The organism is Lamprocystis purpurea DSM 4197 (genome assembly GCF_000379525.1).
Taxonomy (GTDB): domain Bacteria; phylum Pseudomonadota; class Gammaproteobacteria; order Chromatiales; family Chromatiaceae; genus Thiodictyon; species Thiodictyon purpureum.
In genome coordinates this window covers 69,348-83,160 of record NZ_KB902492.1, presented here as the reverse complement: position 1 = coordinate 83,160, position 13,813 = coordinate 69,348, and the positions used below count along the sequence as shown (strand labels likewise).

Sequence of the window (13,813 nt, the reverse complement as noted above, 5' to 3'; positions counted from 1 at the left end):
ATCTCCTTTTTCCACTGCCCCACCTGGACCGGATGGACTCCATGCTCCTGTCCGATCTCGTTCGTCGTTTTGACCCCGCGGATCGCCTCCAGGCCGACTTTGGCCTTGAAGGATGCCGTGTACGTCTTGCGCTTCGCTTCGCCCATTATGATATGCCCCTTTTGGTTCGACGCGAGCTTAAATTACTGTCCGGTTTTCAGGGTCCACTATAGCCGGGTAGGCCAGGCCAAGCCAACACTCCGCCTGCGCAAGATACTCCGCAAACGCCTGGCGGCGACTTGGCCGCAGGCGCTGACGCATGGCCGACCAATCCAGTGTCTCGGCCTGCCACTGTGCCAGGGCGGCAAATTCCAACAACTGCCTGAGATTGAGAAGGCGACGGCGACGCTGGCGATCGGAGATCTGGGCGTGCAAGAAGTTATGCAGCAAACGCGTCTCGGTGTCCGGAGTCTGGATCATCGGCCCATCGGGAAGCGTGATTCTTTTTGATTCCAGGCCACGCATCAGGTGTGCATCATCCCGCTGGTCGCTCTGGATGCGGCGGTGCAATTCCACTTTGATGGGTAGTGATCGGTGCAGCAGCGGGGAGCTATGGTGCTTGTCTTTGCCCTCCCCGGGCAGCAGGTTGTCCTGTTCGACTTGGCGATAGCCCAAATCCCGTATGGCTTGCGTCGCCGGCTCAATCCGGTTTTCCGGCACCAAGAGATCCAGGTCGCCGATCACCCGATCCTCGGCGCCGTCGTATTGATCCGGCAATAGCGCATTGGCGCCTTTGAGCAGGAGCGGCGCGATGTCGATCCGGTTTAGCCTGTCGGCAATCTGCCCCAGCGCGGTGCATAGCATCCGGCTGCGGTTCTGATTCAGGGCCTGCATCTCATCCAGATAGCTTCGCGCCTCGCATGGCAGCAGATGTATGAGTGCCTTGCGCCGCAACGCCCCGGCGAGACTGGGGGTCACCAGGTGCGTGCCGGCTTGCCAGCAGACCTGTCGCCAATCGATTTGCCGACCGGTGATGGCGGCAACCAAGGTCGGACTGGCGGTATCACCCACCGCCAGACAGGCACGCAGGTGCGCTAGTGGCGTTGCGCTCTTCATTATCGGATTATGGTCGCACCCTGGTCAGGGCCTGCCGCACCAGCTCGAGCCCGCTCTCCAGGTCCGGACAGGTCAGTGCAAACGCGGGCGCCTCGCTCACCCAGCGGGTGATGGCCGTGAGCTTGGCCTGGGTCAGGTCGCGGATCACCGACTCGGCCTCGACCACGCCTTGGAGCACGGCCACGGGATCCATGGCATCGAGGCGAGGGGCGGAGCCAGGCGCGTAGCGGGGAAACAGCATGAGTCCTAGGGGACGCGGGGTGGCCACCCGGGGTCCGCGCGGGGTCAGAAAGCGCACGGCCTGACCGTGACGCCATGTCACGGGGATCGCCGCCAACTCCGGACGGCAGGCCGCCAGCACCGGCCAACTCCCCGACTTCAGGCAGAGCGGCATACCCAGACCCACCAGCGCACCGTCCGGCGTCACCGGAACCACGTCGTCGCTCAACAACCCAAACCCCCCGGCGTTCAGCGCCGCGGCGAGGGTGGTCTTGCCGGAGCCGCCGGGGGCGATCAACAACAGGCCGCGGCCGTCTTCCAGGGCCAGACCGGCGCCATGGATGACCAGCAGCCGCTCATGCGGGCGGCAGCCGAGGTCGATCAGTGCGCTGAGGGTTCCCACCACGGCGGCATCCGTACCCCGGCCATTGGCGCGGGCCGCGCCATCGACGCGGAGTAACCAATCCGCAGCGGTGCCGGACAGGTGCAGGTAATCGGTGAGCGGGCCGTCCGCGGCACTGCGCAATGAGTGTAAGAGCGTGGCAAGCGGCTGCTTCGCCGCAACCAGATCGATATCCAGGCCGATCCGTCGATCGGCGACATCCAACGTCAGTTCCGCCTGTGGCGGCGGACTGAACGCCCGCTCGCAGGCAGGGCGCTCGCCTGCCAAAAAACCGTTGGCGTCCGCCGCGGGAGGGGCCGGAGGAAGCTGTCGGTCGGCGACCAATCCCGCTTGGCGCCACGCGTCAACCAGACTTTGGATCTGGGCGCGCGCGGCGTTTTCAGTCAGCCCATACCGTCGGCTCAGCAAAGCCGCAATGGCCTCCGGGTCCAGCCCGCCAGTGTAGAGATCCCAGAGGGCGGCGGCGGGCGGGTTGAGGACGAACAGGCGTTCACTCGCATGGCGGGCCAGCACCCTACCGCCCGCCAACGGGGCACTCAGCACGCAAAGGCGAGGAAGGGTGTGGTCCGCGGAACCTGCGGAATACAAAGCTCAGGATTTCATGTGACTCATGTCGGCGGGCACGGCGGCAGGGGGTCATCACCACAACTTTCCGCGCTGGCTCGACTGGACATCATCAGCGTCAGCATGACGGGCGGCGTCCACAGGGCCAGTTTCCCCAATGCGGCACGTCGGCCAGGGTCTGGGTCGCCTTCAGGCGATACCATGGATGCCGAAGGGGCCGAAGGGGGACTTGGAGAAGTCTTTGATTCGCTCATGTTGGTCGTAAGTCTGTAATGTTTGAAGAGCCGCCCAGGCACCTGAAGGATGCCTGGGCATAAATTTACCGTATCAGCGTCCCAGATATCGCCAGGTGAAAGACTCCGTAGGCTTCTTCATCGTGATCAAGACGCCGTAAAGCTGGATGTTTGGCGTTTTGAGGGAGAATTGCTGGCCGGTACGATCATTGACGAGCACGGAACGATCGAGGACTTCCTTGGGGCCTTCCCAGGTCAGCCTCACTTGGCGGGGAATATCGCTTCGTAACTGGAATCGCCACTGATCCGCTCCATTGCCCGCGGCAACAGGCCGATAATCGGAATTATAGATGCCTGACTGGGCGCCCCAATCGGTATGGGAAAAAACCAGATCCAGATAGGGCGACCCGATCGGGGCCATGGCGGAGAGATCGTGATCATCGTAGCCTATGGAGGTGCCATCAAGTTGTCCAAACACATTACTGCGGTCAAGCATGTTTTCAACAGGCTCGAAAGCCACGATCCGCACATACCAGTTGCTACCCTCGTCAATCGCGCTGGCGTCGGCACCCAAGCTGGCCGAGCGGGCCTCTAAGCCTTGGGCTGCCGTTGCACCGAATGCCCATCCTTGCGCCGCCTGGGCTGTTGCCTTGGCGGGCGCCGGCTCGGCCGGAACCCGCGGCTCGGCGGGGATCTGAGAAGCGGCGGCGGCTGGCGCTATCAGCCAATCCAGGACCTGAGCCATCCAGCTTTGGGAGGCCGGCGCAACTTGACTCACCTTCGGAATGGCGGGTATCAAAAGCTTGGGATTCTTGCCGGAGGCGCCCGGCTTGACCATCACCCAAATGCCCTGCCAGGGTTGTAACTGGCCGATCAGGCCGGCGGTGGAGTCGTCGAAGCTCGCGTAGCTTGTGCCATTCCAGATGTAATAGGTCTTGCGCGCGAAGTCGGCGGTCTGGGCCTCAGAGGGGGTATAGGCGACGCCGTTGACTTCGAAACGCACATCCGACCACAGGACCGGATAGGGCAGCGGGAAGCTGACCAGGTTGGCGCGGTCGGCGCCGCTGGCCGGGGCGGTGAGGGCGATTTCGTAGCAGCCGACGGTCGATGGGCAGTTGGCATTCGTCGTGACCAAGGGGGTGGCCGTGGCTGGGATGGTGCCGCTCTCCATGGCATAGTCGAGCGCGACGTCATAACCGGCGCCCCAACTCTTGATCCAATAGCCGTCGGTCTGGTTCATCGGTACTGATGTATCGGCTAAAGGGACATACGCGCCAGTGCTTGCATCGCGTTTTTGCACGATCCAGGTAGACTCCGACCCATCGGCGGGCACGGTGTAGTTGCTCGCGTCCGCCAGGCCTGAGTAAGGTTGAGCCTGGTTGGTTTGGAACACACCGTAGACGGATGAATTTTCTGGCGCGGCCGGCAGGCCGATCTGGGTCCACCGGTCGGCGGCAAGCGACATCCCATCGCCCCAGGGGCAGTCGTTGTAGCCGAACCGGTTGGTGGCGCCCACGGTCACGAAGTTGAATCCGGTCCAGGTGACGCCTTGCAGGCGCTCACCACCCACGCTCAGTAAGCTGGACGTCCAAGGTAATGCTCCGGTGGCGCTACTCAAAATGACGCCGCCATCCGCCGCGACATTGAATTTGCCGCCGCTCCAGGTGACCGCGTGAAGGTTTCGCACCGGATTCGTCACGCGCCGACGGGTCCAAGTGGTGCCATCCGGGCTGGTCAGAATGGTGTTGCACGCGAGGGTCGTCGTAGGGGTGCCTGGACAATTGTTCGCTATGTAATTTTGGCCTACCACCACGAACGAACTGCCTGACCAGGCGATCCCCTCCAGTTGCGTCGTGGCATTGGACGTGACGCCGGTCCAGGTGACCCCGTCCGCACTAGTGCGGATGGTGCCGGCGGTACCAACGGCGACATATTTATCGGTCGAACGAGTGACGCCGTAGAGGTTTTGCGCCGTGCCGGAGGTCTGGGAAGTCCAATTGCTACCGTCGGCACTGGTATAAATAGCGCCCCCGGTACCCACCGCGACAAACTGGCCCCCTCCCCAGGTGATTCCATAAAAAGCGACGCTACCGTCACCGATGGTGGCGAGATTCCAACTCGTCGCGCTCTTGTCGCTGGTCACCACCGCGCCAGCTTCGCCCACGGCGATGAATTGAGTGCCCGACCATACTATGGCATTGAGCTGATTCGTGGTGGGGGAGGTCTGCTCGGTCCAATCGAGACTATAACCGTCTGGGCTGGTCTTGATCACACCCGCGCTACCCACCGCTACGAGTAAACTCCCCGACCAGGCAACGCCGCGCCCTTCGAACACAGTCCCATCAGGGTTGAAGCCAGTATAGCCGTCGCAGAGGACCGTCGCTTGGATCGAAGATGATGAGATGACCATCATCAACCCCGTCGCGAGGGCTGTCGCATACCGCCCAAATCGCAAAACAACAGGTTTCAGGCCACGTTTCGCAAAACGAGCGAGAGAGATCCGGAGCCCCTTCTTCCCTGCGCTGCCTTCTCTAGGCCGCCCCTGCACCGCCAACCGCACTACACGCAAACTTTCCGTGCCCATCATCGCCTCCCAACACACCACACCAGTTGCCTCGGCGCCGACCGCAAGCCCCGCGGCGCCCGAGTAAAATCCCGGCCCAGCAGCGCACATCGCGGCACCGTAGCCTCTTGATTCTTTATGTCTGCCATGCCCAAGCGGATCACCCAGGGCGGACGAGGCATCGCAGGATCGTGATGACATCCAGCGCCCCGCACGAACAGCCGAGGCAATTTCCGGGAGACACCCCCACTAACACTATACCTAAATTCTACTTCGCGCCAGTCAAACAAGCTCGGTTCAGCGGTTCCAGATTCGGCTGGCCGCCGTCAGTCGCGTGTCGGCGGCGCGGCTGTACGATGCCGCATGGCCGGAACCGTGATCAATGCCTGCTTGCCGGTCCGTTCCGCGGGTTGGATGCCGCGATTGAGGATCGCGACGGACAGGCTCTCGGGTCAGTCAGGGCCATTCGGCGCTGATCCCCTGCCAGGCCTACAGCAATTTCACCAAAGCCGCGATGGCGCCGACTTGGGCGAACATCAGCGGGATGAGCCACAACAACAGGCTGTTGCGACTGCGCTCGATGGCGGTTCTGACCTCCCCGCGCAACTGCTCGATCTGGACCGTCAGGTCCGCGCGCACCTGCGCGATTTCCTTCTGTAACCGCAGTTCAGTTTCCTTCAGTTCGGCGCGGACCAGTTCGATGTCCTTCTGCAACCGCAGTTCGCCCTCGCGCAAATGCTCCTGGGTGGCCAGTTCCGGCAGGTTCGGGTAGCGTTCTTCGAGTCGCTCGAAGGCCTCGGCGATGACCCGCGCGCGCGCCCGCTCGTCCTGAGCACTGGCCAGGGCTTCGTAGAGTGCGACGACAGAACCCATGGGATCGGTTCCTTCAGAAAGCTTGCTGAGAGGAGTCCCAGCATCTTACGAGATTCGACGATCATTTTCCGCTGATTCGAAGCGTGGTCAGCAATCCGCAGCAGTTTCGATCGCGCCGTCCTCAGTCCCGGTCATGAAGGCTCGCGACAGCGTCACTTCGATATGGATGCGGCAACCCGGCTCGATCCCGTGCAGCAGGCTGCTGCGGCGCGGGAACTGGGAGAAGATCCGGCCGGCCCCGTCGATCTGCGCCTCCACCTTGACCCGATCGCCCAGGGTGGTCATGCGCACCACGCGCGCACAGCCCTGATCGTCGCGCCAGAACTTCAGATCATAGAAGCGCACGACGAGACAGACCGGGGTGCCGTCGGCGATCCCTTCCACCGGGATGCGCAGTGCGCCGACCGGGCCCGCGCCGCCTTGCACCCTGGTCTCGAACACATTGGCCTCGCCGATGAAGCGGGCGACGAACTCGGTGCGCGGATGATCCAGAATCTCATCCGGGGTGCCCGACTGCTCCAGCCGCCCGCGGTGGATCACCATCACCTTATCGGCCACCGAGAAGGCTTCTTCCTGATCGTGGGTGACGAAGATCGAGGTGACATGGACCTCATCGTGGAGCTTGCGCAGCCAATGTCGCAGTTCCTCCCGCACCTTGGCATCGACCGCGCCGAAGGGTTCGTCGAGCAGCAGCACCTTGGGTTCGGGGGCCAGCGCGCGGGCGAGCGCGACGCGCTGACGTTGGCCGCCTGAGAGTTGGCTCGGGTAGCGGTGGCCCAGACCTGTAAGCCCCATCAGCTCCAGCAGTTCGGTCACCCGCTCGGCCTGGCGTCGGCGGCTCGCCCCTTGCACCCGCAGACCAAAGGCGATGTTGGCCGCCACCGTCATGTGGCGGAACAGGGCATAGTGCTGGAAGACGAAGCCGACGCCGCGGGCGCTCGGGTGCAGGTGATCGGCCGGCTGTCCGTTGAAGGAGACGGTTCCCGCGTCGGCGGTCTCCAGACCGGCGATGATGCGCAGGATGGTGCTTTTGCCGCCGCCCGAGGGGCCGAGGAAGGCGACCAGTTCGCCGGACTCCACCGTCAGGCTCACGTTGTCCACGGCGAGAAACTCGCCGAAGTGTTTGGTCAGACCCGCGACGCGGATGCCCATGGTTCATTCCCCTCGTTCGCGTCGTCGTTTCAGCCACTCGATCGCCACCAGCAGGGCGACGCTGATGACCGCCAGCAGCAGGGCCATGCCGTAGGCCGCCGCCTCCTGGCGCTCTTCCAGGGCGTTATAGATGAAGGTGGTCGCGGTCTGGGTGCGCCCGGAGATGGCACCGCCGACCACCAGTACCGCCCCGAACTCGCCCAGCGCCCGCGCCAGGGTCAGTACGATCCCATAGCCCAGGCCGAAGCGGATGTTGGGCAGGGTGACCAGCCAAAAGGTCTGCCAGGGCGAGGCGCCGAGGGTCATGGCTGCCTGCTCCTCGCTGGTGCCCAGTTCCTCCAGAACATAAGCGACCTCGCGCAAGGTGAAGGGGAAGGTCACGAACAGGGTCGCCAGCACCAGGCCGGGGACGGCGAAGGTCACCTTGAGCCCCAGCAGGTCGAGCGGGCCGTCCAGCCAGCCGCCGCGCCCGAAGATCAGCAGGAAGGCGAGTCCGGTCATCACCGGGGAGACCGCCAGCGGCAGGTCGACCAGGGCGTCCAGCACGCGTCGTCCGAGAAAGCGGTGGCGCGTCAGCACCAGGGCGCCGGCGACCCCGAAGATGCCGTTCGCCGTCACGCAGATGGCCGCCACCATTAGGGTCAGGAGCAGTCCCTGGAGGGCTGCCGGCTCGGTCAGGGTCAGCAGCAAGATGCCGGGCCCTTCTTCAAGGGCGCGAATCACCATGGCGCCCAGGGGCAGCACCAGGATCAGCCCCAGGTAGGCGAAGACCAGCAGCACGATGAGTCGTTGGGCGCCGGTCAGTTGACGGGTCCGCGCGCGCCTAGCCATTGTGTACCCCGGTCGCGTGCTCGATACCGCGTGCGGCGAAGGCCAGCACCAGCGCCAGCGCGAGCAGCACCACCGAAACGGCCGCCGCGGTCTGAGGCTGCCCGCTCTCGATCTCGCCGAAGATATAGATCGGGGCAGTCAGGGTGCGGTAGGGGATGTTGCCGGAGACCACGATCACCGACCCCAGTTCGCCCAAAGCGCGGGCGAAGGAGCGGATGGTGCCCGAGAGCAGGGCAGGGAGGATCGGCGGCAGCAGGATGCGCCGGAACACCGTCCAGGTTCCGGCGCCCAGGGTGCGCGCGGCCTCCTCCTCGGCCGGGTCCTGTTCCAGCAGGACCGGTTCGACCGCCCGCACCACAAAGGGCACGGTGATGAAGAGCAAGGCGAGCACGATGGCGGGTGGGGCGAAGGCGATCGGCATCCCCTGCGCCGCCAGCCAGCCGCCCAGGGGCGATTGGGGTCCCAGCAGGATGACCAGCATCACGCCGGTGACCAGGGTCGGGATGGCGAAAGGCAGGTCCACCAGCGCGGACAGGAGGCCGCGGCCGGGGAACTCGTAGCGCACCAGGGCCCAGGCGGTGAGGGTGCCCATGACGGCGTTGATGACGGCCATCAGGGCGGCGGTCCAGAGCGTCAATTCCAGCGCCTGGAGGGCGACCGGGGTCACGGCGGCGCGCCACAGACCCAGCAGGCCGTCGGCCAGGCCATGCTGCACCAGGGCGGCCAGCGGCAGGACCACCAGCACCCCGACATAGATCATGACTCCGGAGCGCAGCGCCAGGCGTCCGCGCTGGACGCCGGTGATCTGGGCGGGTCGGCTCACGGTTGCGGCTGCAGTGAGGTCATCACCCGGTCATAGACCCCGCCGGTGGCGAACAGGGTCTGGGTGACCGTCGGCCAGCCGCCCAAGTCGCTGATGCTGAAGCGATCGGTCACCGCGGGGAAGCGGTCTTTCATCTCCGCCGCCACGCCGGCCTCCACGGGACGCAGCCCGAAGTCGGTGAAGAACCGTTGCGCCTCCGGGCTGGTGAGGAAGGCGACGAAGGCGTCGGCCAGATCGCGGTTACCGTGCTTGTCCGCATAGGTGTCGATGACCGCCGCGGGATTCTCGATCAGGATGGTGGAGCGGGGGACGACCATATCATAGGTCCGGCCGGCCTGACGCCCGACCAGGACCTCGTTTTCGTAGGTGATGGCCGCGTCGCCCAGACCTTTCTCGAAGCTGACGATCGACTCGCGTGCCCCCTTATCCATGATGCTGACGTTGCGCAGGACCCCGCCCAGGAGCGACTCGGCCGCCGCCGGGTCGCCTTTGGGTGCCGCGGTGCCGCCGCGCAGTGCGGCGCCGTAAATGGCGCAGACGTTCCACATGGCGCCGCCGCTGGTGCGCACGTTCGGGGTGAGCACGTTCAGACCCGGCCGGGCGAGATCATCCCAATCGCGAATGCCGTGCGGGTTGCCGGCTCGCACGGCGATGACGACGATGGAGCGCGTGACCATCCCCTGGTGGGGGCCGGCCTTCCAGTCCCGCGTGATCAGGCCGGCGCGGGCGATGGTTTCCACGTCCGCCTCCAGCGATAAGGCGGCCACATCCGCCTCGAAACCGCCGACGATGGCCCGGGCCTGGGCGCCGCTGCCGAGATAGGATTCCTCGAAGCGCACGTCCTCGCCGGTCTTGGCGTGCCAGTACCGCTGGAAGGCCGGGATGATCGCTTTGCCGTAAGCCTCCCGCGGGGTGGTGTAGGCGCCGAGTGTCAGGGTGCGCACCGGCGCGCCCGTGCCGGCGTCGGGCGTCGTGTCTCCGCAACCGTAGACCAGGGTCGCGGCGGCGAGGGCCAGCGAGGCAAGTGCAGATAAGCGTCGTGAGCGGTGCATGCTTGATTCCTGAGCTGAATCGGGTCGGGGTATCCGAGTGCGGCGCCGCCTGGTCGGGCACCTGCCCGCGCGTCGCCGTTCGCCCGCCATTTTCGCAGGAATCCGGCCTCAATACATGAAACGGGGCCGTCAGGCCCCGTTTCTATTCTTCTCCAACCTCCTCGGCGGTGCGGCTAGTTCATGCGCCCCCGCCCCGCAAGGCGTAGGGCACCAGCGGCACCAGCATGATTGCGACTCCAAGCCAGATCGCCCAGCGGGTCGTGGAACGGATGCGTTGTTCGCTCATGGCAATCACCTCTGTCGAGTTTTTTGAACGGTATCGTCATGGACAAAATCAGTTCGAATAGTGGCGTCTTGAGGTCTATCCCGCGGCGGCGCCGCGATCGTCAAGACACGAGCTGTTCGTTCTTCTTTCCCATTCTCCTACGGACCAGAGGATAGATGCAGACCAAGGCAGTTACAAGGAATCCTATGTTCAATACATGGTCATTACTTAGCATAACGCTAGGTTATATCCTGGAAAAACGCCGACAGGCACTTGGTTGTCTGCGGGTTCTGAGATTGGGCAGGCAGTGTAGGGGCGGGTTTCAAACCCGCCCCTAAACCAAGGGTCTGTCTGGATATCAGGTTCAGGGTCCAGGTTCAGTCCCTGCCGCGCGGCCCCTCCGGGCGGAAGAGCTGGTCCAGCCGCTCGATTTCGGCGGAGGGCACATGACGCGGGTGCCCGGCGAGGATGCCGGTCACGTTGCGGAAGGCGGCGCCGATGTGCATCCCAGTGCCGTCGATGGTGAAGGCGCGGATCTCCTTGTCGTGGGCCGAGCCGCGCATCTTCAACACCGTGAGTCCGCGTTTCATCTCACCGAACATTTCCACATAACGCAGCAGGATGATGGCGTCGGTGATGGTGGAGATGTGGGTCTCGGTCACCGACTCGCCGCCCATCAGACTGTTGGTGGTGGCGGTGAAGAGCCCGGCGATCTCCTGATGTTTGATGAAGCTCGTCAAACTGATGACGAACTCGCGGAAACCCTTGATGCTGCTGACCCGCTCCAGGGCGGAGAGGCTGTCGACCGCCACCCGGTTGGGCTTGAACGAGTCGATCTCCCGCTTGATGCGGATCAGATGGTCCTCCAGCCCGGCGGACTCGGGGTAGAGCGCGACCACCTTGAGCAGACCCTCGCGTTCATAACGGTCGAAGTCGCGGCCCCAGCCCGAGGCGTTGCGGCTCAACTGATCGCGGCTTTCCTCGAAGGCCATGAGCAGCGAACGCTCGCCGTTGTCGACGCCGCCGCCGATGAACTCGGTGGAGGTCAGGGTCTTGCCGCAGCCGGTGGCCCCGGAGACCAGGATCACCGAATCGCGGAAGAAGCCGCCGCCGCACATGGCATCCAACTCCGCGTTGCCGGAGGAGATGCGGGTGTAGGAGGAGCGCTGATCCAGTTCGATGGCGGACAGCGGGATCACCACGATCCCCTGATCCGGCATGATGGTGAACGGGTATTCGCCTTTCTGATGGATGGTGCCGCGGAACTTGAGGACCTCGACCGTGCGGCGGCGTTTCTCGCCCTCCAGCACGTTGCGCAGGATCACCACGTTATCGGTGACGAATTCCTCGACCCCGTGGCGGCTGATTTCACCGTACTCGCTGGTGCGCTCGGCGGTCATCACCGAGGTGACACCCATACCCTTCAGCGCCGAGGCCAGCCGGAACAGCTCGGCGCGGACGATCACCTCGTTCTCGAAGCGGGAAAAGACCGCTCCCAGCGAGTCGATCGCGACGCGTGCCGCCCCGGTGCGCCGCACCGCGGCCTCCACCCGGACCACCAAGGCACCCAGGTCGAAGGCGCCGCTCACGACCACCTCATCCCCTGGTTGGGGAGCGGCGTCGACGAAGGCCCATTTGCCGGCCGCTTCCCAGTCGGCCACGTCCCAACCCAGCGAGGACACGTTGGCGCGGATATCCGCGGCGGACTCCTCGAAGGTGACGAAGACCCCGGCCTGGTCGTACTGGCGGATGCCCTCCGCCAAAAACTGGGCGGCGAAGATGGTCTTGGCGCTGCCGGCGGAACCCGACACCAGGGTGGTGCGTCCGGTCGGTACGCCGCCCAGGCTGATATGGTCGAAACCTTCGATGCCGGTCGGCGACTTGGTCACCGAAGGTCGCTGTGCGGGTTCAGCCACGGCGGTGCCCCTCCTCGTCTCCAGGAGACGACAAATCTAATCCAATCAATACTTTTTCCTTATTCGACAGATCCCCGATGATGCGTCGCAGCGGTGGCGGCAGGGCCTTGATGAGGGTGGGTGTGGCGATGATGCGGGCATCTTCCGCCGCCTGCGGGTCCTCGATCACGTCGATGACTTCCATCTCATACTGCCCGTCCAGTTCGGCCTGGCAGATCCGTTGCAGGTTGGCGATGGCACGGTTCCCTTGCGGCGTGCGCCCGGTGATATAGAGCTTGAGGAGATACTTACCCATGGTGCTTGACATGGTGCTGGTGAGTCCGGTGTGGTTGGTCATGCGCGGTCCGGTATTAGTCCGGCTGACGCTCGACGGCGCCGCCCAAGTCGTGCGCGCGGGGCATGCTGTTCAGATAATAACGGCGATAGTAGCTCACGAGATACCCCATAAGTTCCAGGACGACGATACGTCCCTCGAGGGCAATCTGGCGTTGGTTGGCGGTACTGAGTTCCCGGTCCAGGCGGATCAGGGCTTCGGTGTGAATCTCGATGGTATCGCGCGGGCCGGCCCCCAGGAACCCCAGGTGTTCGGCCAGTGGCCGGGCGCTGCGGACCGTTGCGGGTTCGGTGCGGTAGACCTGGCCCTCGGCCGTATGTTTGATCAGCTCCACATAGTCACCGACGATCTCATCGAAGAGGTCCGGGTCGGTCTCGCGCAGGGTTGCGGCACCATAGATGCGCGCGGCCTCTCCGGGGTGGCGGTTCGGGTCGAGCAGACGTCCCACGTCGCGCCGTTCGCGCGCCCCCTGCACCTCGAGTTCCGCCGCCGCGGTCCGCTGCCGCGCCCGCTGGCGGGCAATCGCGTGGCGCAGGGCGCGCGCGAGCGCCTGGCCATCGCCGCGGCACACGGCATCCTCGGCACCCGCCGCGATCAGTGCCGGACCGAGATCCTCGCCGGAGTCGGGTGTGCGCACCACCACCGGCACGTCCGGGCGCTGCGTACGCAGCCGGGCCAGGGCCTCGTACCCCTGGGCATCGACACCGGGCAGGTCCAGCAAGACGCAGTCCACCTGTTCCTGAGCGAGCACGGTCAACCCATCCGGCAGGCCGCGCGCCGGTTCCAGCCGAAACCCGTCGGCGCTCAGCGCGTCCGCGGTCGGCACCGGCGTGTCGGTACCTGCCGCCCGGTCAACGATGACCAGCACGCGCGGGCGGCGATCGGTCGGCGCCGCGGCGGAAAGAACGCCGGTCGACGCGGGTTGGGGTTCGCTCATGAACGGAGGGCTCGGGGTCGGTGGCGGTCGTGTTTGGCGTTTTCGGTCAGCCTGAGGTGCAGGTGACCCGAGACCGGGTCAGGGATTCTAACAGCCTACACCGGAAGCGGTGGAACAGAGTGTGAGGCCGTTGACGGGCGCGGTTGCGATGAGGACTCCGGGCGCCGTGCATTGTTCTGTACGATGCGGTCAGGCACGGACACTGGTGGCGAAGTGCGCTCAAACGGGCGTATCCGCCGCACCGGCTTGGCTCAGATCCGGAATGTCTCACGCCAAGGCGCCAAGACGCCAAGGTTCTTCAAAGCGCTATCGAAACCGGAGGCGCTCGCGGGGTGACGGGGTCACTGCAGGATTGCGCTCTTCTTGGCGTGCTTGGCGTGCTTGGCGCCTTGGCGTGAGACACGTTCTTTCCAGACTCCGCGGTCGGGAGAATCCGCCGCCAGTGTCAGGCACGAACCGCAGCATCGGTACATCAACGGCTTGCCGATTCACCATCCTGTCGGGGAGGAACTGCACGGCGCCCAGTGGGTGTTTGGCGTGGGCCATGATCGCC

At 64.8% G+C, this 13,813-nt stretch carries 12 protein-coding genes; all 12 read right to left on the bottom strand.

The window, feature by feature from the left end; translation table 11 throughout:
• Positions 1-146: transposase (locus A39O_RS0112525; RefSeq protein WP_020505004.1), on the bottom strand; the 146-nt coding region annotated here is incomplete at its 3' end.
• A gap of 31 nt (positions 147-177) precedes the next feature.
• On the bottom strand, positions 178-1,095 hold the full coding sequence (locus A39O_RS0112520; protein ID WP_020505003.1) for a nucleotidyltransferase family protein: 918 nt from the start codon (positions 1,093-1,095) through the stop codon (positions 178-180).
• Between the two features lie 7 nt (positions 1,096-1,102).
• A complete protein-coding gene (locus A39O_RS0112515) occupies positions 1,103-2,245 on the bottom strand; it encodes a PqqD family peptide modification chaperone (protein WP_157640029.1) in 1,143 nt (380 codons plus the stop codon).
• A gap of 363 nt (positions 2,246-2,608) precedes the next feature.
• Positions 2,609-5,098: a WD40/YVTN/BNR-like repeat-containing protein gene (locus A39O_RS36545; protein ID WP_169338437.1), complete on the bottom strand. Its 2,490-nt coding sequence runs from the start codon at positions 5,096-5,098 to the stop codon at positions 2,609-2,611.
• A gap of 468 nt (positions 5,099-5,566) precedes the next feature.
• Positions 5,567-5,950, bottom strand: coding sequence for a hypothetical protein (locus A39O_RS0112505; RefSeq protein WP_020505000.1), 384 nt, complete (start codon positions 5,948-5,950; stop codon positions 5,567-5,569).
• A gap of 87 nt (positions 5,951-6,037) precedes the next feature.
• Entirely contained in the window at positions 6,038-7,102 is a 1,065-nt protein-coding gene (locus tag A39O_RS0112500; protein ID WP_020504999.1) for a sulfate/molybdate ABC transporter ATP-binding protein, read from the bottom strand.
• Positions 7,103-7,105: 3 nt separating this feature from the next.
• Positions 7,106-7,933: a sulfate ABC transporter permease gene (locus A39O_RS0112495; RefSeq protein WP_020504998.1), complete on the bottom strand. Its 828-nt coding sequence runs from the start codon at positions 7,931-7,933 to the stop codon at positions 7,106-7,108.
• Positions 7,926-8,756, bottom strand: a complete 831-nt coding sequence (gene cysT / locus A39O_RS33270; RefSeq protein WP_020504997.1) for a sulfate ABC transporter permease subunit CysT — start codon at positions 8,754-8,756, stop codon at positions 7,926-7,928. Before cysT ends, A39O_RS0112495 begins: the two co-directional genes overlap by 8 nt.
• Entirely contained in the window at positions 8,753-9,808 is a 1,056-nt protein-coding gene (locus A39O_RS0112485; protein WP_020504996.1) for a sulfate ABC transporter substrate-binding protein, read from the bottom strand. The genes cysT and A39O_RS0112485 overlap by 4 nt, the downstream gene beginning before the upstream one ends.
• A 642-nt stretch (positions 9,809-10,450) precedes the next feature.
• Positions 10,451-11,989 (bottom strand): circadian clock protein KaiC, encoded by a 1,539-nt coding sequence (gene kaiC / locus A39O_RS0112475; RefSeq protein ID WP_026199368.1) that lies wholly within the window; start codon positions 11,987-11,989, stop codon positions 10,451-10,453.
• Complete coding sequence (gene kaiB, locus A39O_RS0112470; protein WP_020504993.1) at positions 11,982-12,326, bottom strand: circadian clock protein KaiB; 345 nt, start codon at positions 12,324-12,326, stop codon at positions 11,982-11,984. Before kaiB ends, kaiC begins: the two co-directional genes overlap by 8 nt.
• A 13-nt stretch (positions 12,327-12,339) precedes the next feature.
• Entirely contained in the window at positions 12,340-13,260 is a 921-nt protein-coding gene (locus A39O_RS0112465) for a response regulator (protein WP_020504992.1), read from the bottom strand.
• Positions 13,261-13,813 lie beyond the last annotated feature (553 nt).